The sequence below is a fragment of the Pseudophaeobacter sp. EL27 genome (assembly GCF_900313025.1).
GTDB lineage: Bacteria > Pseudomonadota > Alphaproteobacteria > Rhodobacterales > Rhodobacteraceae > Pseudophaeobacter.
Map to the genome: position 1 here is coordinate 35,636 of NZ_OMPQ01000016.1, position 20,818 is coordinate 56,453.

Below are 20,818 nucleotides of genomic sequence, written 5' to 3' on the forward strand. Positions count from 1 at the left end.
GAGGGGGCAGGTATGGCTGATCACGCTACTTTGAAGTCAATGATTTTATTGAACTATCTGGAAAACAGAGAGCCTCTTTGCCATTGCTCTCCTGCCACCGACCGATCGAGCGGCGGGTTTTGAAGCCCACCAGCCCATCGGCGCCGCCAACATCATGACCAAGTGCTTCCAGCCCACGCTGCATGGCGGCCACGTCTGAACGGTAGAGCTTGTCCAATCCCTGCCAGGGCGCGGTGAAATCACCAACGCCATATTGGATACGGTCGCCGACATGGCCGACAAACAATGCGTAGAGATCGCTTTTGTTGTAATCTTTCAGCACGTAGAAATTGGGGGTGACGATAAAGGCGGGTCCATATCGCCCGGCGGGCATCATCAAAAACCCCTGCCCCCCACGTTCTGCTGCTGGAAAGGGACGCCCAGAGACGCGGGTAATGCCCAAGGCTTCCCAGTCTGCAATACTGCGGCCCTGATCCGGGCCTTCCAGGCTGCAGGAAACCGCGGCGGGCACCACAACCTCAAAGCCCCAGTCACGTCCTTTTTGCCAACCATGTTCGGCGAGGAAATGCCCGATGGACATCAATGTGTCGGCTTCTGATCCCCAGATATCCGCGCGATCGTCGCCATTGCCATCAACCGCATATTTCAGGAAATTGCTTGGCATGAATTGGGGTTGCCCCAGGGCACCGGCCCAGCTGCTTTTCATGGTTGCGGCTTTGACATGACCCGCCTGGGCAATTTGTAGCGCGGCAATCAACTCGTCACCGAAGTAATCCGCGCGGGTGCTCATAAATGCCTTGGTGCCCAGCACCCGGAACACATTATGCGGGATTTTGGCGCGACCATGGGCACTTTCCCGCCCCCAGATTGCAATTGCGATACGTCCCGGAACACCGGTTTTTGCTTCAACACGGGCCAGGGTGCTGGCATGGCGTTGCAGCATCTTGCGGCCCATGGTGGCCGCCCCGTCCAGCCCGCCACGATTGAAGTACTTAGCGGGCACACCAAACTCCGCCTGGCGTTGCTGTCTTGGTACCTGAGGTGCCGTGCCGGGGGGCACCAGATCGGGTAGGTCCCAGTTCAGTGTCACGCCGGAAAAGGCAGCTTTGAAGGTCTTGCGGGTCACTCCTGCAGATTTTGCATCGGGCCAGATCTCCTGTTGTAGCCAGTCCTGAAACTGGCGCTCGACCTTGACGCGGTTCAGGGCCGAAGCGGGCAGGGGCAGCAGCCATAGCGCAGCTAGCAGAACGAGAAAACGAGTGAACATGAGGCGGGCTCCGGCGGGCAAAGGGATGCTGTGTGGTCAGCCTAGCGGGGTTTGTCGGAAATGCCAGTCAAGGCTCGGCGGGTTTCAGCGCGATGGGGCCGCAGCAAAGGAGATGACAAAGCAGGCGCCGCGCTTGCTGGGGTGCAATGAGATGTCGCCGCCATGGACGCTGAGCATATTTCGCAGGATGGTGAGGCCCATGCCCGTGCCACCCTTGGCGCGTTTGGTGGTGAAAAACGGATCAAAAATCTGCGCAGCATTCCCGGGGGAGATGCCTGGGCCATCGTCTGAAACCCGTAGCTCTAGCCCAGTGGGCTGCAACCGCGCGGTAATGTCGACTCGTTGCGCGCCTTGATCACGGGCATTGTTCAATAGATGGGCCAGGATGATTTTCAGCCCGCTTTCCCCGATAGGGAACAGCAAATCGGTGCCGGAAAGAGACAGACCCAAATCGGCAAACTCCTGGCGCAGCCAGTTGCTGAGGGCGTCAATCTTGCTGCTGCCCTGATGGCTCATCTCGCGGGCGCGGGCGACCTCGCGCAGGGCCGTGAGCTGTTCTTCGATCTGCCGTGCCGCCCCATCAATCTGGGTGAGCAGTTTCTGGTCGTCAGCGGACAGGGCGCCGCCATCCTCTATTAGTTCAGCTGCGGCACGAATGGCGGAGACCGGGGTCTTGATCTCGTGGCTGACATGGTCGGTAAAGCTGCGGATGGTCATTTCCCGGTTGCGCAGATGTTCGGCCATATCGACGACGTTCCGCGCCATATTGTGCAATTCGACCGTTCCGGATTGTTCAGGTGGGTCAATGGTTTGACCCGGATGACTGCGCGTTTGGGCCGCATAGGCGTTGAGGGCGCGAATGGGCGAGAGCAGTAGCCGTACCAGCAGCCAGCCCAAAAAGGAGGTCGCCAGAAGGATCAATGTGCCCAGCAAAAGAGCGGCGTTGCGAAAACCAATTTCCGGACCCAGATAGCGCAGGGCCACCAGCCCGATCAGTGACAGGATCAGGGTGCCTGCCAAGCCCCCACCAAGCACCAGCGCCAGCGTTGGGCGCCATTTTTGAACCAGCTGCGCCCGCATCAGGTCACCGCCCTGAGACGAATCCCAACGGCATGCACGGTTTCAATCAAATCATGGCCGCCAGCCCGCTCCAGCTTGGCGCGCAGATTGCGCAGATGGCTGTCCAGGGTTCGGTCCGAGACCTGACTGCCCGCCCCCCAGATCTGGGTGATCAGCTCGGCCCGGCTGCGAATGCGGGCGGGATCTTGCAGCAGCAGGGTCAGGATGCCCTGTTCACGGGCGGTCAGTGCGATTTCTTGGCCATTGATCTGGCAACGATGCGCCAGCGGATCGAGGCTAAGGGCGCCGTGGCGCAACGCGCTCGGGACATGTGTTTTTTGACTGCGTTTCAGGATGGTACGGATGCGGGCCACCAGCTCACGCGGGCTAAAGGGCTTGGTGACATAGTCATCAGCGCCCAGCTCCAACCCCAGTATGCAGTCAACCTCATCGTCGCGGGCGGTGAGAAACAGGATCGGCACCTCTGATCGTTGTCGGATGCGGCGGCAGACCTCAAACCCGTCCAGTTCCGGCAGGCCAATGTCCAGCACGATGAAATCCGGTGCCTCGCGGCTGGCGTGCAGCAGCGCCTCCTGGCCGTCGGCTGCGGTGACCACCTGCCAGTCTGCGCGCTCCAGGGCGATGCGCACTAGGTCGCGCAGGCGGGGATCGTCATCGACCAATAGGATCTTCATCGCTCTTTGCCTTACCTGTATCTGTGCCGTCAAAATCCAACCCAGCATAAGAACTTACCCGCCAGGAGCGAAAGCCCCATTCGCGCCAGTTTCTTTGATCTTCCGCGCGTTGCCAGCAGAAGGCATAATCGGGAGGGATTGCGAAATCGGCATCTGCACGCTGTGCCGCTTGGATACCGCTTGCTGCATTTGGCCCAAGGGTGCAGAGGTAATACCAATCGGGCGATTGGGCAGAGTTCATGCTGAGGTTCTGGGCTGCTATCACACTGGCAAAATTGACAAAGGCACAGAGGTAGAGCACCCCAAGCCCCAAGCTGGTACAGCGCAGCAGCAGCCAGCGATTGGAGCGCGCCTTGAGGATCTGCCATGCGGTCTGCAGCAATCCTGCCACCACCAGGCCAATCCAGATCATTGCGTAAAGCCGGAGATAGGTGAGGCCAAAGCTGGCGACATAGAGATCAAGCCGCAGAACCGAGGTGAGGCCGAGCAGGGCGTTCTGACCGAGCCAGAGCATCATCAGGGGCTTGAGGCTGGCATGGCTGCTCAGATAGGGGCGCGCCGCAAGGGCAAATCCTCCGGCCAACATGGCAGTCGCCAGCAATGGATAGGCTCCACGATGGGCATATCTCGCCAGCGTCATGCCTTCGGGCAGTTCAGCCCCGCCAATCAGGATGGAGAGGTCCATCAGGCTCTGCACCCCGAGGATCAGGTTGAACATCACCAGGGCCCGCAAAACCGACCCGGCATTGAGACCAAAGCTCAGTCTTTTTTGGTTCTGCGGTGTTGTTGTTTTGGCTTGGGGTGATTTTTGGATCCGAGTCGGCACAAGAAAGGGCCAGATCATCAGCGCGGTGCCGCCCCAGAACAGCACACGCTGCAGCAGGACCATGAGATCCAGATCAAAACTCAGGATATCCACAAGGCTTTGCTCCAGTAGCGGATTGGCTTGCAGCAGCAGGGTGATCAGCACCAGCGCACCACCCAAGGGAAAGCTCCAATTGCGGAAATGTTTCGACAGGGAGGAGGGACGCTTATCGGTTTTCTGCGGGGTTTCAGACTTGGGCACGGACGGTTTTGGGAACAGAGTTTGCAGGAATTTACGCAGGCCAGTGAGGGGCAGGGCGCGCAACAGGTGCAAGGCTGCAGCGGGTAGGGCGGCGAAGTGATCTTTGACCGGCAGATGAACCCAGGCAACCGCCACAATCAAGCCAAAGAGCTGAAATCCCAAGGATAGAGCCTGATACTGCTCGATCACCGGCAGGCTGGTCAGCAGCAAGAGCAGCAAAGCAGGTTTGATCTGGCGCTTGTCAGGGGTATTCAGCAGAGCCGCAGCTCCAAACAGTGCCCAGCTGAACAGGGCGACAGATAAACCCGGCACATAGCCCCAGAACAGCCAGTCCGCCAGGGCGACCAGAACCACCAGCGCCAGCAGCGCGCCACTTCCCTTGCGGCTCAGATCGGCCCAATTGCGCTGGGGCAAAGGTTTGTCTGCAGGCAGCTCATCTGCGCTGTCACAAGAGAGCCACCAGCCATCCTGCGCAAGAGAGGCGGGCACGCCGCGAACCGTATAGTCACCTGTCATCTTCTGTTCCTCGTTTTTCGTTTTCTTTGAAAGGACAAGGCGAGGAATGCCACAGAGGCCGCGCAGCGCTTGCGCAAGAGATGTGCAGGAATTGTGCAGAAAGCCCTGGCGTATTCGGCGGGGAGGCGCCCACAGGGATGTCGCATAGATTGCAAGCGGGGAGAGATGCGCTAGGGTAAAAGAAAACAGCGAGCAGAAATCATGAGTTTTTCAAAGAGTAAGACGACCCAAGTTTCCAGACGGTGCTTTAGCCTGGGGTTTGCCGCCTTTGGGCTGGTGGCCTGCGGCAATGTCACCTCGGCCAATCAGCGCGTCAGTTCGGGGGGGAGCCCTGTGGCCAAACCCGGGCTGCCAGCGGATCTGCGGCCCACCCCCAACGCGGGCTATGACAAATGGGTCGAAGGGTTTTACACCCGCGCTCAGGCCAAGGGCATATCAGAGGCCACTCTGCGGGTAGGGTTTCGCAATGCCGGCTACCTGCCCGGAGTGGTGAAACGCGATCGCAACCAGACCGAATTCAAGCGCACACTTGAGGACTATCTGTCGATTGCCGTCTCCGATGAGCGGGTCAGCAAGGGGCGCGCTGCTTATCAGCGACATCAGAAAACCCTGCTGGCATTAGAGGCAAAATACGGCGTGAATGCCTCGATCATTGCGGCGATCTGGGGGCTGGAGAGCTTTTACGGCGAACGCCGCGGTGATGTGCCGGTGGTCTCGGCCACCTCGACCCTGGCCTATGACGGGCGGCGCGGGGCGTTTTTTGAAAAACAGCTGATTGCAGCGCTGAAAATCCTGCAAAACGGCGATATCACGGCCAATAAGATGACCGGCAGCTGGGCTGGGGCCATGGGCCATACTCAGTTTATCCCGACGTCCTATCAGGCCTTTGCGGTGGATTTCACCGGTGACGGGCGGCGCGATATCTGGTCTGAGGATCCAACGGATGCACTGGCCTCTACCGCCGCCTATCTGGCGCGCAATGGCTGGACGCGCGGGCAAAGCTGGGGGCGTGAGGTGACTGGCGCTGCGGCTGCGGGTGCGTTGCAGCCCCAAGCCGGTGGGCCGAGCTTTGCTGTTACTGGGAACTTCAGGGCAATCAAACGCTACAATAATTCAGATGCCTATGCGATTGGAGTCGGCCATCTGGCCGATCGCATCGCGGGTGGTCCACCTCTGCGTGGGAAGTTCCCGCCAGATGCCAATGGGTTGACCAAGGATGACCGGGTCGCATTGCAAAAGCGCCTGACGGCCAAGGGTTTTGATACGGGTGGTGCCGATGGGGTCCTGGGACCAAAGAGCCAGGCGGCCATCAGTGCCTATCAGGCCAGTATTGGTCAGCCTGCAACCGGCACGCCTTCGATAGAGCTGTTGCGCGCCCTGAAATAGCGGCAAATGCTTGAGGTGAGCGGGTCCGCTCACCTCAGATCCAACTTCCTAACATCCATGATCAACCTGCCCACTGTCAGGATACAGGGGGCGGTTTGGATCTGATTCTCCGATGGTTGCTCTGCCTTTGCAGGCTAGGGTTGTTTTGGGGTTGCCGGGCGGTAAAAATCGTCACGTAATTTCACTATAGCGGTATAAATTCCACATATTGAAATTACGATATCCTTACGTTATACCCGACGAGACAGCGCCTCGGTGCCGTGCAGCGACGGCGGAGCAAATCTCTGAACCACAAAAGAGGCAAGGCGCTGAGTTTCAGTAGGATTCATAGGGAGGGGACCTGCGTGCAGACCCGAATTCACGACACCTTACGCGCGGCCGTTGCCGCAAAACCGAATGCTCTGGCGATGATCGACTATGCGGATGGGAAATTCACCTGGTCCGATCTAGCTGATGCCACCGCCGAAGCAAAGGAGGTTTTGCTGGGGCAGGGGGTCAAACCCGGGGATCGGGTGGTCATGGTGTTTGAAAACTGCCTGGCCGTCTGCGCATTTGTTCTTGCCATCAGTGAACTGGATGCGATCTCGGTGCCGCTGAATGCACGGCTGACCCATGCGGAGCTGGATCGGCTGATCACCCATAGCGACCCAAGTGTTGTGGTGTTTTGCAATGATGCCTCGGATACTGCTGTCATTCACGGCAAGGCCTTTTCGGCCAAACCAGCCATGGGGCGTTATGGCACCGTTGGTCTGTTCCAGCGTAAGGGCAGCCAGCCCGAGCCCTGTTTTGAAGACGGCGCTGAACAGGTGGCACTGCTGCTCTATACCTCGGGGACAACCGGCGTGCCAAAGGCGGCGATGTTGACTCACCACAACCTGCTCTGTGCCGCTGCGGCCTCGGCCAAGGTGCGTGGCATGCAGGATGACGACATGACCTATCTGGCCCTGCCGCTGTCGCATATCTTTGGCTTTGTCACCTTCCTGTCGATCTGCGGTGCCCAAGGGTCGATGCGGCTGGAGGCGCGTTTTTCGGTTGAGCGGTTGTATAAGGCGCTGCAAACGGATGTGACCCTGCTGCCGGCCGTACCGCAGATGCATGCACTTTTGTTTCACTACGCGCGCGCGCAGAAAAAACCGCGGTATGATGCGGGGCTGTTGCGCTTTGTCTCCTCTGGCGGTGCTCCACTGGACCCCACCTGGAAGCGCGAGGCCGAGGCCTTTTACGGCATTCCGCTGCAAAACGGCTATGGGCTGACCGAAGGAACCGCCGGGGTCTGTGCCACTGCCAGCCCCTTGGGCGATCCGGATGTAAGCGTCGGCCATCCCATGCAGGACAGTACCTTCCGGCTGGATTTTGAGGCCGAAGGTGCCACGCCCACTGAGGGAATCGGTGAAATCCTGGTGGGGGGGCCGCAGATCATGAAGGGCTATTTCCGTGATCCCGAGCAAAGCGCCAAGGTGCTGACCGAAGACGGATTTTTCCGTACCGGGGATCTGGGCTGTTTTGACGACGAAGGGCGCCTGCATATTGCCGGACGCTCAAAAGAGCTGATCATCCGCTCCGGGTTCAATGTCTACCCGGTCGAGGTCGAAGGCGCGCTGACCGACCACCCGGAGGTCATCATGGCAGGGGTTGTTGGTAGGCAGGTTGCTGGCAATGAAGAGGTCCTGGCCTTTGTCAAAGTTGCCGCTGACTGCACCCTGAGCGAGGCCGATCTCTCGGCCTTTGTGAAGGACAGACTGGCGCCCTACAAGCGGCCCACCCGGATCATTCTGGCGCAGGAGTTACCTGCGGCCCCAACGGGAAAAATCCTCAAGGCCAAACTGATCAGCAGCTTTGCGGAGGAGCTGAATGGAGAAACCGTTAGCTGAACGTAAATTCTACTATACGGAATGACATTCTGTATGCTAGCCATTTGGAAACGTAATCTCGGGGAGGAGATTTTGACTATGAGTTTTGTGAAAACCACATTGGGTGCGGCGGCTGTTGCCCTGTCTTTTGGCACCGTTGCTGCGGCGCAGACCACCATCTTTTATGGCCATAGCGGCCCGGCGCGTGGCACGGTTCCGGCTGCACTGAAATGGTTTGACGGCCGCATCGGTGAACTGTCCGAAGGGGATCTGAAGCTCGACGTGCAATGGGGCGGCGCCCTGTTCAAAGCTTCGGCCTCGGTGCAGTCGATCGGCGATGGCGTGGCCGATGCCGGGTCGATCATCTCGGCCTATTTCCAGAAAGAAATGGCGGCTTATTCCCTGGCGGATCTGCCGCTGGGCGGTCCCAACCCCTGGGTTGGTCTGCGTGCAACCGATCATCTGATGCGCACAATGCCCGAAATCACCGAAAATCTGGCTCGCCAGAATCTGGTCTATATCGGCACCTTCACCGCCTCTGATGTGAATGTGGCCTGCAAGGGCGCCGAGATCAATTCGATCAAGGACATTGCGGGCATGAAGGTGCGCGGTGCCGGCGTCTATGGCAAGGTCTTTGGTGAGCTGGGTGCGACCATGGTCAATCTGAGTGTCTATGAGGCCTATCAGGGTCTAGATACCGGGTTGATCGATTGTACCCAGGGCTATTCCTACATCATCCCGGCGCTGAAATGGCACGAGGTCATCGACAGCTACACTGTGCTGAACTGGGGTCAGATCGGCGGCTATGGCATGTTCATGAACAAGCAAAGCTATGACGCGCTGAGTGAGGCGCAGAAAGAGGTTCTGACTCAGGCCGGGACTGAGCTGGCGGATAAATTTGCCCAGATCGTGATCGGGGCCAATGCCAAGGCGCTGAACGCGATGCGCGAGGGTCAGTATGAGCGTCCGGTCAAGGTGATCGAAGTCTCCGCTGAAGAACAGGCTGAGCTGAATGCAGCCACTGAGCCCTTCCTGGCGGATTGGAAAGAAAACGCGGCCAGCGTTGGTCTGAACCCGGATGCGATGATCGAAGTCTATACCCAGGCGGTTGCGGATTACACCGCAGAGTTTGAGGCCGAGGGCTACCCCTGGGAGCGCAACTAAGCGGCGCTACTGATCTGAGACACCGGGGCAGGGGAGAGATTGCCCCGGTGTCGCATTAATCCAATACTTGCAGGGAGGGGGCGAGATGCTGGACCGGATCGAAAGACTTTGCATCGACGTGGCAACGGCCTCGATCATTTTGCTGGCGCTGATGATCTTTGCCGATGTGATTGCGCTTAATCTGTTCAATTCTTCAGTGCCCGATGCGGTGATCATCGTGCGCGAGCTGATGGTGCTGGCGATCATCATGCCTTTGGCTGCGGCCACCACCCAGCGGGCGCATATTTCGGTGGAGTTTCTCACCAATATGCTGCCAACCCGAGTGGTCAATCACTTTGTCATCTTTGGCACCCTGTTTGGGATCTTTGCCCTCAGCCCGCTGATCTATTCGGGCGGCAAGGAGCTGATGCATCAGATCAATACGGGCAGTGCCTTTTACGGTGATCTCAACCTGCCGCAATGGCCGGGTAGGTTGGCCTTTGTCATTGGCATTTCGCTGTGCTGGCTGCGGTTGGTGGTCATGGCCCTTGGGGATATCGCCACTGTCCTGCGCGGTGGCACCATCGAGACCTCACCACATTAAGGGCATGCGCCCTTTCTCAAGAATACTTCAATTTCGGGAATAGACTTCATGGATCCGGCAACGATTGGAATTCTGGCCTTTGGCCTGATGCTGGTACTCTTAGCGATGCGGGTGCCAATTGCCTTTGCGCTGATTGGCGTGGCAACTCTGGCGGCCTTTACCATCTTTGCCTTCAGAACCGGCACTTTCATGCCCGAACGGGCCATTCGGGCGACTTCGTCACTGGTGTTTTCGAACTCCTTTGATCTGGTGCACAGCTTTGATCTGTCGATGATCCCGCTGTTTGTGGCGCTTGGCAATATCGCCTACCGGGCCGGGATCACCACCGCTGTCTACAACTCGGCCAAGGTCTGGCTGGTGCGTCAGCGCGGTGGCTTGGCCGTGGCCTCGGTCATGGGATGTGGCGGGTTTTCCGCAATCACCGGGTCAAGCCTTGCCTGTGCTTCGACCATGGGAAAGATCTGCACGCCGGAAATGCTGCGACTGGGTTATGATCCGCGTCTGGCGACGGCCAGCGTGGCCGCAGGTGGCACATTGGGGTCGCTGATCCCGCCCAGCATTCTGTTCATCATCTATGCCATTTTCACCGAAACCTCAGTCAGCAAGCTGTTTTTGGCCGGTGTTCTGCCGGGGCTTTTGACCCTGGCGGGCTTTGTGCTGGTGATCTGGGTTTGGATTAGGGTCAATCCCAAACTGGTCCCCGAACAGGGCACCGCCGCCAACTGGGCCGAGAAGATGGCCGCCGTGCGTGAAGCCTGGCCGGCAGTTCTGATTTTTGTGATCATCGTGGTGGGCATCTATGGCGGCTTTTTCACCGCTACGGCGGCGGCGGCGGTCAGCGTGGTTGTCACCACCCTGATCGGCTTTGCCCAGAAACGCCTGACCCTGCAGGGCCTCTGGGAGGCGGTGCGCGAAACCTGTGTGCAGACCTCGGCGATCTTTGTGGTGGCGGCTGGCGCCAAGATCTTCGTTGCGGCGATTGCCCTGACTGGCATGGCGCCGGCACTGGTGCAATCGGTGGCGGATGCGCAGCTCTCGCCCATGGTGCTTCTGATCTGTATCTGTGCCGTCTATCTGATGCTGGGCATGTTTCTGGACCCCATCGGGATCATGGTTCTGACCCTGCCCCTGGTGGTGCCGCTGGTGGAATCCTATGGCATGAACCTGATCTGGTTTGGCGTTGTGGTGGTGAAGCTGCTGGAGATCGGGTTGATCACCCCGCCAGTTGGGTTGAACGTCTTTGTTCTGTCCAATGTGGTTGGCAAGGCGGCGCCAATTGGCACGGTTTTTGCCGGCATCTGGCGGTTCTTATGCGTTGATGTGGTGGTTTTGGCGCTGATTGTGGGCTTTCCGTCGATTTCCCTGCTGCTGTCGATGACGGCGAGATGAACGGGCTTTTTCATCCGTGGGAAATTCTATAAGTTGGAATTTCCTACCACAAAGGAACATGAGGCGATGCCAGATCTGAAAGACGACAAGCGATTTGCCAATACTCTGGCCCGTGGTCTCAACGTGCTGCGTGCTTTTGGCCCTAATGACGATGGGCTTGGGAATCTGGAGATTTCAGAACGCACTGGCCTGCCACGTTCCACTGTGTCGCGGCTGACCTTTACCCTGTGTGCCCTGGGCTATCTGACCCATGGCCATCACCATGACAAATACAGGCTGGGACCTGCGGCGCTGGCGCTTGGTAATATTGCCGGGGCCTCCTTTGGCTTTGTGGAAACCGCCGGACCGATCATGCAGAAGCTGGCGGATGCCACCAAGACGCTGATTGGCGTGGCGATCCAGGACGATGGCAAGATGCTGATCGTCAAAACCTGGCGGCCACGCAATTCGACCACCACCTGGCTCAACGTTGGCTATCGCATGCCGATGTTGCAGTCTTCTTCGGGTGCGGCCTTTCTGGGGGCCTTGGGGCGCAGTGAACTCGAGAAACTGACACAGGCCATGTCACCAGAGGATCAGGCTGAACATGCCGAGTTTGGAGGCAAAGCGCAGTCCAGCCTGCTGAGTGATGGCTATGCCTTTGTGCGTGGAGAGCAGCGGTTCAACGCGACCATAAACGCCATTGCCACGCCCTATCGCCCGTCAGAATTTGGCGAGCCGGTGGCTTTCCTCAGCGGTGCGCGCAAAGCGGATCTGGCGGATGAGCAGATTACCGAGAGTGTTGGTCCGGCGCTGGTGACGGCGGTGCAGGAGCTGCTGCATATCACAGGGCGCCGGTTTCCCATCATGCTCGAGGACTGATCAAGTTTTCTGCCCTCCCGCCCCTGAGGGCAAAAGGGCGGGGGCTCACTAGCCGACAATCATCTGTTTCAGTTGCAGCGCTTCGTATTCCAGTGCGTTCAGGCGATAGTTCACCACATCACCAATGGTCAGCATGCCGCAAAGCTTACCGTCATCAACCACGGGCATGTGGCGAAAACGCCCCTCGTTCATGCGGCGCAGGACTGTGACTAGGGGATCGCTGGGGGCGCAGGTCTCAACTTTGCTGGTCATGTTCTCACCCACCGTCTGTGGCAGGGTTTGCCCCGGCGTTTCCGCCAGTTTCCGCACGATATCGCGCTCTGACAGAATGCCTTCCAATGCGCCACTTTCCCCGGTGACAAGCAGCGCCCCGATGCGGCGATCCCGCAGGACGGTGACAGCGGTGCTGAGCGTGTCACTGGAAGAAATCGTATAGGTGGTGCCGCCCTTTTTGCTGATCAGCTGTTCGACCGTTGCCTGCTCCTGCGAGAGATTGCTCTGGGTGGATTGGCTCTGAGTGGTCTTTTTGGTCTGATCCCCTCGGCTGGGGGCCTGATAAGAACTTGGCATGTTGAAATGCTCCCTGTTGTTGGAGGCCTGTGGTTGTCTAATGGTCCTGTGCTGTGTCATTCAGTTTAGACAACGAAGTGCCTTAGGGTAGCTTAGACGACAAAATGCCTTAGGGGGAATAGCTTGCTTGCCTCGCAGATCACACTGACGCCGCTAATTGCTACGATTTTGATTTTTCTGGCGGTTCTGGCGGGCAATCGCTATCGCCGGGTCTGGAAGGCCGAGGGGCCGCGTTGGCAGCTCTGGCTCTTTGGCCTGATTGCGGCGGCCTCCCTGCTGACTCTAGCCTTTGTACCGATGCAGGGGCTTTAGGGAAACAGAGGCCCGCTTTTGTCCAAGGGGCCTTTGCTGGTTTTGGACGTGTTGACGCCTAGGCGTCTGCGCTGATTACAAATAGCTTGCGCATATGTTCGTGAATGGTCCATTCGCCGACCCAGCCCTGTGGTAAAACCAGCAGATCACCGGGACCGATTTCACGGGTGTTGGATCCGTCCACATTGCTGACTGATGCACGACCCGAGATGATATGGCAGTATTCACCCGCCGCGGTGCGGTCGGCGGTGAAACGTCCCGGGGTGCATTCCCATACCCCAATCGAGGTGCCGCCGCCCGGCGCTTGCCACAAAACTGTAGCTGCCTCGGTCTGGCCCTCGGTGAGGGTGGTGGGCTTTGGCTTGAATTCCCCAACGGGAGTGCCTGCCAGGTCTTTGAAACTGTCGAGTGAGATCATGGGGGTCTTTCTTTTGTCTTGTGAGTGGAGGAGTTAGCGGCTGCGCGCTGCCTGGCGCAGTTCAAACTGGTCTTGCCAGCGGTACCAAGTGACGGCGGCGGGCAGGAACCAGGGATTGCCGCGATAAAAGGGTCGGGTCGGGAACTTCAACCCGTCCAGCGCGGTTGCGCCTTCGCTGAGGCCGAGGATCTTTTGTCCGACCCGCATGCCAAAATAGCTTGCCAGGGACACGCCGGTACCGCAGTAACCGGTGGAGTAATACATGCCTTGGTGCATGCCCACATGGGGCAGCTCGTCAAAGGTATAACCGACCTGGCCCGTCCAGGAATGCGAGATGCCATAGTCGCGCAGCTGCGGGAAAATCCGGCACATATCCTTATGCAGCTTGGGGCCGCTGACGGAAGGGTCGGTTTCCTTTGCAGACACCCGCCCCCCAAACAGCACGCGGCTGCGATCGGGGGAGGGGCGGAAGTAATAGACAACCTTGCAGGTGTCATTGACGATTCTGTCAGTTGGAAACAGCTCATCCATCAGGGTGGATGGAATGGGGTCAGTGGCGATTACATAGCTGCCGATGGGGATGATGCGCCGTTGCAGCCAGGGCGACAGCGGGCCGCTATAGCCACCAGTTGCAATCATCACATCGCGCGCCCGCACCAGACCTTTGGCGGTGCGCAGGACAAAACCGCTTGAATCTTTGCTGACCTCTTGAACGGGGCAGTTCCCGGTGACATGCACCCCTGCCTCAATCGCGCGCTGCAGCAGGGCGCGGTGGTATTTTGCCGGATCAAGCGAGGCATGATGCGGAAAGACCATGCCACCAAAATAGGTGTCCGAGCCCAGCTCGGTATGTTGCTGCTGGCGAGGAACAGCATAGGCTTCGGCGCCTTCGGTCTGGTTCAGAACATCGGCAGAGCGTTGCAGCGCGTCAAAATGTTTGGGGCTATGGGCCGCGTGATAGCGGCCGCAGCGGGCAAAATTGCAATCTAGACCTTCGGTCTGGATGAATTCATCAATCCAATTCAGCGCATCTATGCCTTCTTGGCGAATGGCGCGGGCCTTTGCGGCACCATAGCGGGCGGTCAGCTTCTCCAGATTGGGCTTGATGCTGGTGCTGATCTGGCCGCCGTTTTTGGTGCTGCAGCCCCAGCCAGGATCGCCCGCATCCAAAACCATCGTGCTTCGTCCTGCCCTTGCAGTGACCAGCGCGGCGTTCAATCCGGTGTAGCCCGACCCCACAATGGCCACATCCACCTGAGGCAAGGGGTCAGACGGTGTATCAGGCGCCAAAGGCAGCCCCTCAAACCAATAGACCTCACGGCTGTCTTGTGGGCTGGGTGAGGCTGAGCGGTGGTTTGTCGTCATTTGGGCTGATCCTGGGGCTCGTCTGAATTCCATAAGACCCGGGCGATTTTGTGGCCGGGTCGCGAGGAAGAGACGAGAGAAGCTGGGGTGTTTCTAGCCCCGTTGCGACACCGAGCCAGAAAAATCCCGGGTCGGCCTAGTTTATTGACCCAGAATAGAAAAAGGCGACCCCTGGAGCCGCCTCAACAAAAACCGGATAGGGCAAAACCTGTTGTCAGGTGTCGGCGCGCATGTCTGCTTCCATCTGTTCGACCATTTTGCGGGCCCGCTTGCACTGCAGCTTGTCGCGCAGGGGGCTGTCGGGGTCGATGTCCTTGCTGCAGACCACACATTTGTCAGCGCCGGAAATGGCATTCAGCCCACCGCAGCTGCCCTTGATGGTCTTGCCCATCAGCAAAACGCCCAGCGACATGCCCAGCATGACAAGTGCCAAAAGCCCAAAGGTAAGAAGGAAGGTGGCCATAGGGTCTGCCCTTATTGCTTTGCTTGCAGCGTGGAAAACTGCGAGCTGGTGGTGGTTACAAAGCCTGTTGCACCGGAATCGGGGCTGCGTGCAATGAACAAAACCGCGAGACCCTCGGATTCGGCGATCTTAAGCCCACGTTCTTGCCCCAGGGCGAGCAGCGCCGTGGCCCAGCCATCGGCCATCATGGCATTCTCTGCCAGTACCGTAACCGAAGCCGTACCATGGGTGATTGGGCGGCCAGTGACGCCGTCGATGATATGCGAATAGCGGATGCCATCCTGTTCAAAATAGTTGCGGTAATCCCCCGAGGTCGCCATGCCCAAACCAGAGACATCGACAATTTCCTCAATCGTCTGACTGGCGGCATCGGGGCGTTCAATCCCAATGCGCCAGGCTTCGCCCTTGGGGTTCAAACCTGCGGTGACCAGATCGCCACCGATTTCGACCATGTAATCACCCACCCCGGCCTGAGCTAGAACTGCAGCAACCTGATCGACTCCGTAGCCCTTGGCGATGGCGGCCAGATAGACTGAGGTCTCCGGTAGGCTCTTTGTCAGGCTGCGCGGCTCTGAGTTCAAAACCAGCACTTTACCCTGGCCCACAACCTTGAGCGCAGCGGCAATGGCTTCATCCGTGGGAACCGGGCTGTCGGGGGTGCGGGCGCCAAAGCCCCAGATTTCGATGAGGGGGCCGAGGGTCACATCAAACAGGCCCTCGCTCTTTTGGTGGATCTCGTTTGCGGCTGCCACAACACTGGCCAATTCGGGTGAGATCGCGATCGGGTCGGTGGTGGGGGCAGAGTTGAACTGTGAGATCTCGGAGTTTGGATCCCAGTTCGACATCTGGCCGTTCACTTTTGCCAATGTGGCAGTGATTGCCGCTTGCAGCGCATCCGATGACAGATCCGCCGTTTTGTCGATAGCCACGATGTTATATGTCGTGCCCATGGTCTCGCCGCTGAACTTCAGCGTGACGGGATCTGATTTGCAGGCTGCCAAGAAAAACATCAAAGCGACAAGAAAGAGACGTGCCATTTGTTCACCTACCCTTGAAACGCCCTTGTATTGTACGCTATTCGCGGCCCTGTCAATCAAGGGCGGATTCAGTCGGAAATAGCACGGTCACGGGCTTTTTCGCATTTCCCTGTGGGAAAATGGCCCGGATCAGACTATTTGCAGGCCGAATCCGAACAACGGCCCAGACATGTTGGTTCTGACCAACAGCAGAAGAAGAAGAGATAGAGTTGCGGCATTACAAGCTACGAAAAGGACTCGAGCTTCCGGTTGCGGGCGCCCCCGCGCAGGAAATTCACGATGGTCCCGCAGTCAGGACCGTTGCCTTGCTGGGCAGCGACTACCTGGGTTTGAAACCCCGTCTTGCGGTGCAGGAAGGCGATGTCATCGCCGCCGGCGCCCCGGTCTTTGCCCATAAGGACACACCCGATGTCCAGGTGGTCTCGCCGGTGTCCGGTCGCGTCAAGGCGGTGAACCGTGGTGCCCGCCGGGTGCTGGTCAGTGTTGAGATCGAAGTGGACGCTGCTGCGGCAGAGCCGGTCGATTTCTCCTCGGTGGGTGATATCACCACCGCAGAAGGTCTGGCCGAGCGTCTTTGTGCGGCGGGTCTTTGGACCTCGTTCCGTACCCGTCCCTATTCCAAGGTGCCCGCATCTGATACGCGCCCTGCCGCGATCTATGTGACGGCGATGGACTCTGAGCCCCTGTCGGCGGATGCCAGCGTCGTCATCAACGCGGCGGCGGATGATTTTGCGGCGGGCCTCAAGGCCATCGCGGGTCTGAGCGAGGGTAAGACCTATCTTTGCCAGTCTGGCGACGCCTCCATCCCCAGCGCTGAGGGTGTTGAGGTTGCGAGCTTTGACGGGCCGCATCCTGCTGGTCTTGCTGGCACCCATATGCATTTCATCGAGCCACCCACCGCGACAAAGACGGTCTGGAGCATTGGCTATCAGGATGTGATCGCCATTGGTCGCCTGCTGACAACTGGCGTGATCAATGCGGAACGCATTGTTGCTCTGTCGGGTCCGCTGGTTGGTCAACCGCGCTTGATCCGCACACTTGCAGGCGCTTCGATGGCTGAACTGACCGCAAATGAGACCGACACCTCGGTTCCGGCGCGGATGATTTCCGGTTCGATCCTGTCGGGTCGCGCAGGTGAGGGCGCCGATGGCTACCTGGGCCGCTACGCGCGTCAGATCACTGTGATCGAAGAAGACAAGAAACAGATCCCACTGGGCTGGATCCGTCCCATGGGCAACAAATATGCAGTGCAGCCAGTGCTTGGCTCGCTGTTCTCCAAAAAGCTCCATGCGCTGACATCGAACCTCAACGGAGGCCGTCGTGCCATGGTGCCGACAGGCACTTTTGAGGAGCTGATGCCGCAGGACTTTCTGCCAACGCAGCTTTTGCGTGCCCTGTTGGTGATGGATACCGATCAGGCCCAGGCGCTGGGTGCGCTGGAACTGGACGAAGAAGATCTCGGGCTGGTCGGCTTTGCCTGCCCGGCAAAATACGAATACGGACTGGCACTGCGTGACAGTCTGACGAAGATCGAAAAGGAGGGATAGTCTCTTGGGTCTCCGTAACTTTTTTGACCGCATCGAGCCGAACTTTACCAAGGGCGGCAAGTGGGAGAAACTCTTCCCCGTCTACGAGATGGTGGAAAGCTTCCTCTACACACCTAAGACGGTCACAACCGCTGCACCACATGCGCGCTCATATGTCGATATGAAGCGGATCATGACCTATGTGGTCATCGCAACGATCCCCTGTATCCTGTTTGGCCTCTATAACACGGGCCTGCAGGTCAACACGGCCATTGGCACCTATGGGGCCTCGGGTTGGCGCGCTGCGCTGATCGAGTTCTTTGGCATTGGCTTCAACCCGGAAAATCCGCTGGGCAATATGCTGCACGGGCTTTTGTATTTTCTGCCGATCTATATCACCACACTGGTAGTGGGTGGTATTTTTGAGGTGATCTTTGCCACCGTGCGCGGCCACGAGGTCAACGAAGGCTTCCTGGTGACTTCGATGCTTTATGCGCTGATCGTACCTGTGAGCATTCCGCTATGGCAGGTTGGCCTTGGCATCGCCTTTGGCGTGGTTATCGGCAAAGAAGTCTTTGGCGGAACAGGCAAGAACTTCCTGAACCCCGCGCTGACCGGTCGTGCTTTCCTCTATTTTGCCTATCCGGCCTATATGTCTGGTGACAGTATCTGGACGCCTGTTGACGGTTTCTCCGGCGCCACGGCTCTGTCCGTTTCCGCCTCGGCTGGTTTTGATCAGCTGGCGGCCAACGGGATCGAGTGGATGGATGCCTTTATCGGCACGATCCAGGGCTCCTTTGGCGAGACTTCGACGCTGGCCTGTCTGATTGGCCTGGCCTTCCTGTTGATCACCAAGATTGCTAACTGGCGTCTGATCGTAGGCTGCATGGCGGGCATGGTGGGTTTCTCGCTGTTGCTCAACACCATCGGTTCCGACAGCAACCCAATGTTTGCGATGCCCTGGTATTGGCATCTGGTCACCGGCGGTTTTGCCTTTGGCATGGTCTTTATGGTCACCGAGCCGGTATCGGCCAGCCACACCAATCTGGGCCGCTACATCTATGGTGCGCTGATTGGCTTCATGGTGGTGATGATCCGGGTGATCAACCCGGCCTTCCCCGAAGGCATGATGCTGGCCATCCTGTTCGGTAACGTCTTTGCGCCGCTGATCGATTACTTTGTCGTGCAGGCCAATATCAAACGGAGAGCGAAGCGTCATGTCTGAGCAAACCAACAAAGGCGCACTCCAGCGCTTCCTTGAGGCCTCGCCCGATTCCACCGGCAAAACTCTCTTTGTTGCCGTCGCCCTGTGCCTCTTTGCCTCGATGATCGTATCGGCGGCAGCGGTGGCGCTGCGCCCGACGCAAGAGATCAACAAGCTGAAAGACAAGCAGATCAACATTCTGCAGGTGGCGGGTCTCTATGAACCCGGCGTCGACGTCACCGAAGCCTTCAGTGCCTCGTTTGAACCTCGGGTTCTGGAGCTGGCCACTGGCCGTTTCACTGATGAGTTTGACATTGCCACCTTTGATGATCGCGCCTCGGCGGATGATCCGGCAACCTCGATCGCTTTGGAAGATGACCCGGCCTCGATTGGCCGTCAGTCGAAATACATGACCGTTTATCTGCTCAAGGATGATGCGGGCGCGATCGACAAGGTGATCCTGCCGCTGCATGGCTATGGTCTGTGGTCGACGCTTTACGGTTTTATCGCCGTGGAAGAAAACGCCAATGACATCTTTGGCCTGCAGTTCTACAGCCATGCCGAGACCCCCGGTCTGGGTGCCGAGGTGGACAACCCACGTTGGAAGGCCCTGTGGAATGGGAAACGCCTGACAGATGACGCGGGCGCGCTGCAAATCACCGTGGCCAAGACCGCGCCTGCCGCTGGCAAAGAGTTCCATGTGGATGCGCTCTCCGGTGCAACCCTGACCTCGGTGGGTGTCGACAACCTGGTACGATTCTGGATGGGCGAAACCGGCTATGCACCTTTCCTTGCCAATCTCAAAGCAGGAGATATCTGATGTCCCAGACACGTAGGGAAATGCTGCTCGACCCATTGGTCGACAACAACCCAATCACCCTGCAGGTGCTTGGTATCTGTTCCGCCCTGGCGGTGACCTCCTCGCTCAAGGTAGCGCTGGTAATGACCATTGCGGTGACGCTGGTGACCGCGTTTTCATCGATGTTCATCTCGGTGCTGCGCAACCAGATCCCCAGCTCGATCCGGATCATTGTGCAGATGGTGATCATCGCTTCGCTGGTGATCCTGGTGGATCAGGTGCTCAAGGCCTATGCCTTTGAGATCTCTAAAACCCTGTCGGTTTTTGTTGGCCTGATCATCACCAACTGTATCGTCATGGGCCGCGCCGAAGCCTTTGCCATGAAGAACCCGCCCATGGCCTCCTTCATCGACGGCATCGGCAACGGTTTGGGCTATGGTCTGATCCTGATGCTGGTGGGTTTCTTCCGCGAACTCTTTGGCTCTGGCTCGCTGTTTGGCGTCACCATTCTGGAAACCGTGAACAACGGTGGCTGGTATGTGCCAAACGGGATGCTGTTGCTGCCGCCTTCGGCTTTTTTCATCATCGGTCTTTTGATCTGGGCTTTCCGCACCTGGAAACCCGATCAGGTGGAAGAGCGTGAACATAAAATTCAAGTTGTAGAGGCCCACTGATGGAAGCGCTCCTCTCCCTCGCGGTCAAGGCGATCTTTGTTGAGAACCTGGCCCTCTCCTTCTTCCTCGGCATGTGTACCTTCATCGCCGTTTCCAAGAAGATCTCGACCGCCATTGGTCTGGGGATTTCGGTGATGATCGTGCAGGCCATCACCGTGCCCGCCAACAACCTGATCCTGACCTACCTGCTGGCGCCCGGCGCGCTGTCCTGGGCGGGGTTCCCGGATGTGGACCTGACCTTCCTCGGTCTGATCTCCTACATTGGCGTCATCGCGGCGCTGGTGCAGATCCTCGAGATGGTTTTGGATAAATACTTCCCGCCGCTCTACAACGCGCTGGGGATCTTCCTGCCGCTGATCACCGTGAACTGCGCCATCCTGGGTGGCTCGCTGTTTATGGTGGAGCGCGACTACGGCTTTGCCGAAAGCATGACCTATGGTCTGTCCTCCGGCTTTGGTTGGGCGCTGGCGATCACCGCCATGGCCGGTGTGCGCGAAAAGCTGAAATATTCTGACATTCCGGATGGTTTGCAGGGTCTTGGCATCACCTTCATCACTGCGGGACTTATGGCGCTGGCCTTCATGTCCTTCAGTGGCGTGAAACTGTAAGGGGGC

The 20,818-nt window shown here is 58.4% G+C and carries 21 protein-coding genes; 12 read left to right on the forward strand and 9 right to left on the reverse strand.

The features are described 5' to 3' along the window. Window positions 1–25: 25 nt before the first annotated feature. The 4 genes from ED661_RS21480 to ED661_RS21495 form a co-directional block, all read right to left on the reverse strand. The gene (locus tag ED661_RS21480; protein WP_122077206.1) at window positions 26–1,267 is read right to left on the reverse strand and encodes a lytic murein transglycosylase; all 1,242 of its coding nucleotides are present in this window, start codon (window positions 1,265–1,267) and stop codon (window positions 26–28) included. A gap of 84 nt (window positions 1,268–1,351) precedes the next feature. Beyond that, entirely contained in the window at window positions 1,352–2,347 is a 996-nt protein-coding gene (locus ED661_RS21485) for a sensor histidine kinase KdpD (RefSeq protein WP_122077209.1), read from the reverse strand. After that, a complete protein-coding gene (locus ED661_RS21490) occupies window positions 2,347–3,021 on the reverse strand; it encodes a response regulator transcription factor (RefSeq protein ID WP_122077212.1) in 675 nt (224 codons plus the stop codon). Before ED661_RS21490 ends, ED661_RS21485 begins: the two co-directional genes overlap by 1 nt. Next, window positions 2,999–4,603: a DUF4173 domain-containing protein gene (locus ED661_RS21495; RefSeq protein WP_122077215.1), complete on the reverse strand. Its 1,605-nt coding sequence runs from the start codon at window positions 4,601–4,603 to the stop codon at window positions 2,999–3,001. Before ED661_RS21495 ends, ED661_RS21490 begins: the two co-directional genes overlap by 23 nt. A 201-nt stretch (window positions 4,604–4,804) precedes the next feature. Here ED661_RS21495 and ED661_RS21500 point away from each other — a divergent pair, with 201 nt between their 5' ends. The 6 genes from ED661_RS21500 (at window position 4,805) to ED661_RS21525 (ending at window position 11,836) form a co-directional block, all read left to right on the forward strand. Then, on the forward strand, window positions 4,805–5,989 hold the full coding sequence (locus ED661_RS21500; protein ID WP_122077218.1) for a lytic murein transglycosylase: 1,185 nt from the start codon (window positions 4,805–4,807) through the stop codon (window positions 5,987–5,989). 344 nt (window positions 5,990–6,333) lie between these two features. Further along, window positions 6,334–7,860: a class I adenylate-forming enzyme family protein gene (locus tag ED661_RS21505; protein ID WP_122077222.1), complete on the forward strand. Its 1,527-nt coding sequence runs from the start codon at window positions 6,334–6,336 to the stop codon at window positions 7,858–7,860. A 78-nt stretch (window positions 7,861–7,938) separates the two neighbouring features. Next, window positions 7,939–9,003: a C4-dicarboxylate TRAP transporter substrate-binding protein gene (locus tag ED661_RS21510; RefSeq protein WP_122077225.1), complete on the forward strand. Its 1,065-nt coding sequence runs from the start codon at window positions 7,939–7,941 to the stop codon at window positions 9,001–9,003. Between the two features lie 85 nt (window positions 9,004–9,088). Continuing rightward, window positions 9,089–9,586 carry a TRAP transporter small permease gene (locus tag ED661_RS21515; RefSeq protein WP_122077228.1) on the forward strand — a complete coding sequence of 166 codons (498 nt, stop codon included), beginning with the start codon at window positions 9,089–9,091 and terminating at the stop codon, window positions 9,584–9,586. Window positions 9,587–9,634: 48 nt separating this feature from the next. Continuing rightward, window positions 9,635–10,975 carry a TRAP transporter large permease gene (locus ED661_RS21520; RefSeq protein ID WP_122077231.1) on the forward strand — a complete coding sequence of 447 codons (1,341 nt, stop codon included), beginning with the start codon at window positions 9,635–9,637 and terminating at the stop codon, window positions 10,973–10,975. 66 nt (window positions 10,976–11,041) lie between these two features. Continuing rightward, window positions 11,042–11,836, forward strand: a complete 795-nt coding sequence (locus ED661_RS21525) for an IclR family transcriptional regulator (protein ID WP_122077356.1) — start codon at window positions 11,042–11,044, stop codon at window positions 11,834–11,836. A gap of 48 nt (window positions 11,837–11,884) precedes the next feature. Here the strand turns inward: ED661_RS21525 and ED661_RS21530 are convergent, their stop codons facing one another. Next, complete coding sequence (locus tag ED661_RS21530; protein WP_122077234.1) at window positions 11,885–12,406, reverse strand: CBS domain-containing protein; 522 nt, start codon at window positions 12,404–12,406, stop codon at window positions 11,885–11,887. Window positions 12,407–12,529: 123 nt separating this feature from the next. On the opposite strand from ED661_RS21530, the gene ED661_RS21535 reads away from it, so the two are divergent. Then, the gene (locus ED661_RS21535) at window positions 12,530–12,718 is read left to right on the forward strand and encodes a hypothetical protein (RefSeq protein ID WP_122077236.1); all 189 of its coding nucleotides are present in this window, start codon (window positions 12,530–12,532) and stop codon (window positions 12,716–12,718) included. A gap of 58 nt (window positions 12,719–12,776) precedes the next feature. Here the strand turns inward: ED661_RS21535 and ED661_RS21540 are convergent, their stop codons facing one another. From ED661_RS21540 to ED661_RS21555, 4 genes are all read right to left on the reverse strand, one after another. Next, a complete protein-coding gene (locus ED661_RS21540; protein ID WP_122077239.1) occupies window positions 12,777–13,136 on the reverse strand; it encodes a cupin domain-containing protein in 360 nt (119 codons plus the stop codon). A 33-nt stretch (window positions 13,137–13,169) separates the two neighbouring features. Then, the gene (locus tag ED661_RS21545) at window positions 13,170–14,501 is read right to left on the reverse strand and encodes an FAD-binding oxidoreductase (RefSeq protein ID WP_122077242.1); all 1,332 of its coding nucleotides are present in this window, start codon (window positions 14,499–14,501) and stop codon (window positions 13,170–13,172) included. A 214-nt stretch (window positions 14,502–14,715) separates the two neighbouring features. After that, window positions 14,716–14,964 carry a (Na+)-NQR maturation NqrM gene (gene nqrM / locus ED661_RS21550; RefSeq protein ID WP_122077245.1) on the reverse strand — a complete coding sequence of 83 codons (249 nt, stop codon included), beginning with the start codon at window positions 14,962–14,964 and terminating at the stop codon, window positions 14,716–14,718. A gap of 11 nt (window positions 14,965–14,975) precedes the next feature. Further along, window positions 14,976–16,001 carry an FAD:protein FMN transferase gene (locus ED661_RS21555; RefSeq protein WP_122077248.1) on the reverse strand — a complete coding sequence of 342 codons (1,026 nt, stop codon included), beginning with the start codon at window positions 15,999–16,001 and terminating at the stop codon, window positions 14,976–14,978. Window positions 16,002–16,210: 209 nt separating this feature from the next. Between ED661_RS21555 and ED661_RS21560 the strand changes: the two genes are divergently transcribed. The 5 genes from ED661_RS21560 to nqrE are packed head-to-tail and all read left to right on the forward strand — an operon-like array spanning window position 16,211 to window position 20,812. After that, complete coding sequence (locus ED661_RS21560; RefSeq protein ID WP_122077250.1) at window positions 16,211–17,548, forward strand: Na(+)-translocating NADH-quinone reductase subunit A; 1,338 nt, start codon at window positions 16,211–16,213, stop codon at window positions 17,546–17,548. A gap of 4 nt (window positions 17,549–17,552) precedes the next feature. Next, window positions 17,553–18,752: an NADH:ubiquinone reductase (Na(+)-transporting) subunit B gene (locus ED661_RS21565; protein WP_122077253.1), complete on the forward strand. Its 1,200-nt coding sequence runs from the start codon at window positions 17,553–17,555 to the stop codon at window positions 18,750–18,752. After that, window positions 18,745–19,551, forward strand: a complete 807-nt coding sequence (locus tag ED661_RS21570) for a Na(+)-translocating NADH-quinone reductase subunit C (RefSeq protein ID WP_122077256.1) — start codon at window positions 18,745–18,747, stop codon at window positions 19,549–19,551. The genes ED661_RS21565 and ED661_RS21570 overlap by 8 nt, the downstream gene beginning before the upstream one ends. Next, window positions 19,551–20,204 (forward strand): NADH:ubiquinone reductase (Na(+)-transporting) subunit D, encoded by a 654-nt coding sequence (locus tag ED661_RS21575; protein ID WP_122077259.1) that lies wholly within the window; start codon window positions 19,551–19,553, stop codon window positions 20,202–20,204. Before ED661_RS21570 ends, ED661_RS21575 begins: the two co-directional genes overlap by 1 nt. Further along, window positions 20,204–20,812 (forward strand): NADH:ubiquinone reductase (Na(+)-transporting) subunit E, encoded by a 609-nt coding sequence (gene nqrE / locus ED661_RS21580; protein WP_122077262.1) that lies wholly within the window; start codon window positions 20,204–20,206, stop codon window positions 20,810–20,812. The genes ED661_RS21575 and nqrE overlap by 1 nt, the downstream gene beginning before the upstream one ends. The last annotated feature ends 6 nt before the right edge of the window (window positions 20,813–20,818 follow it).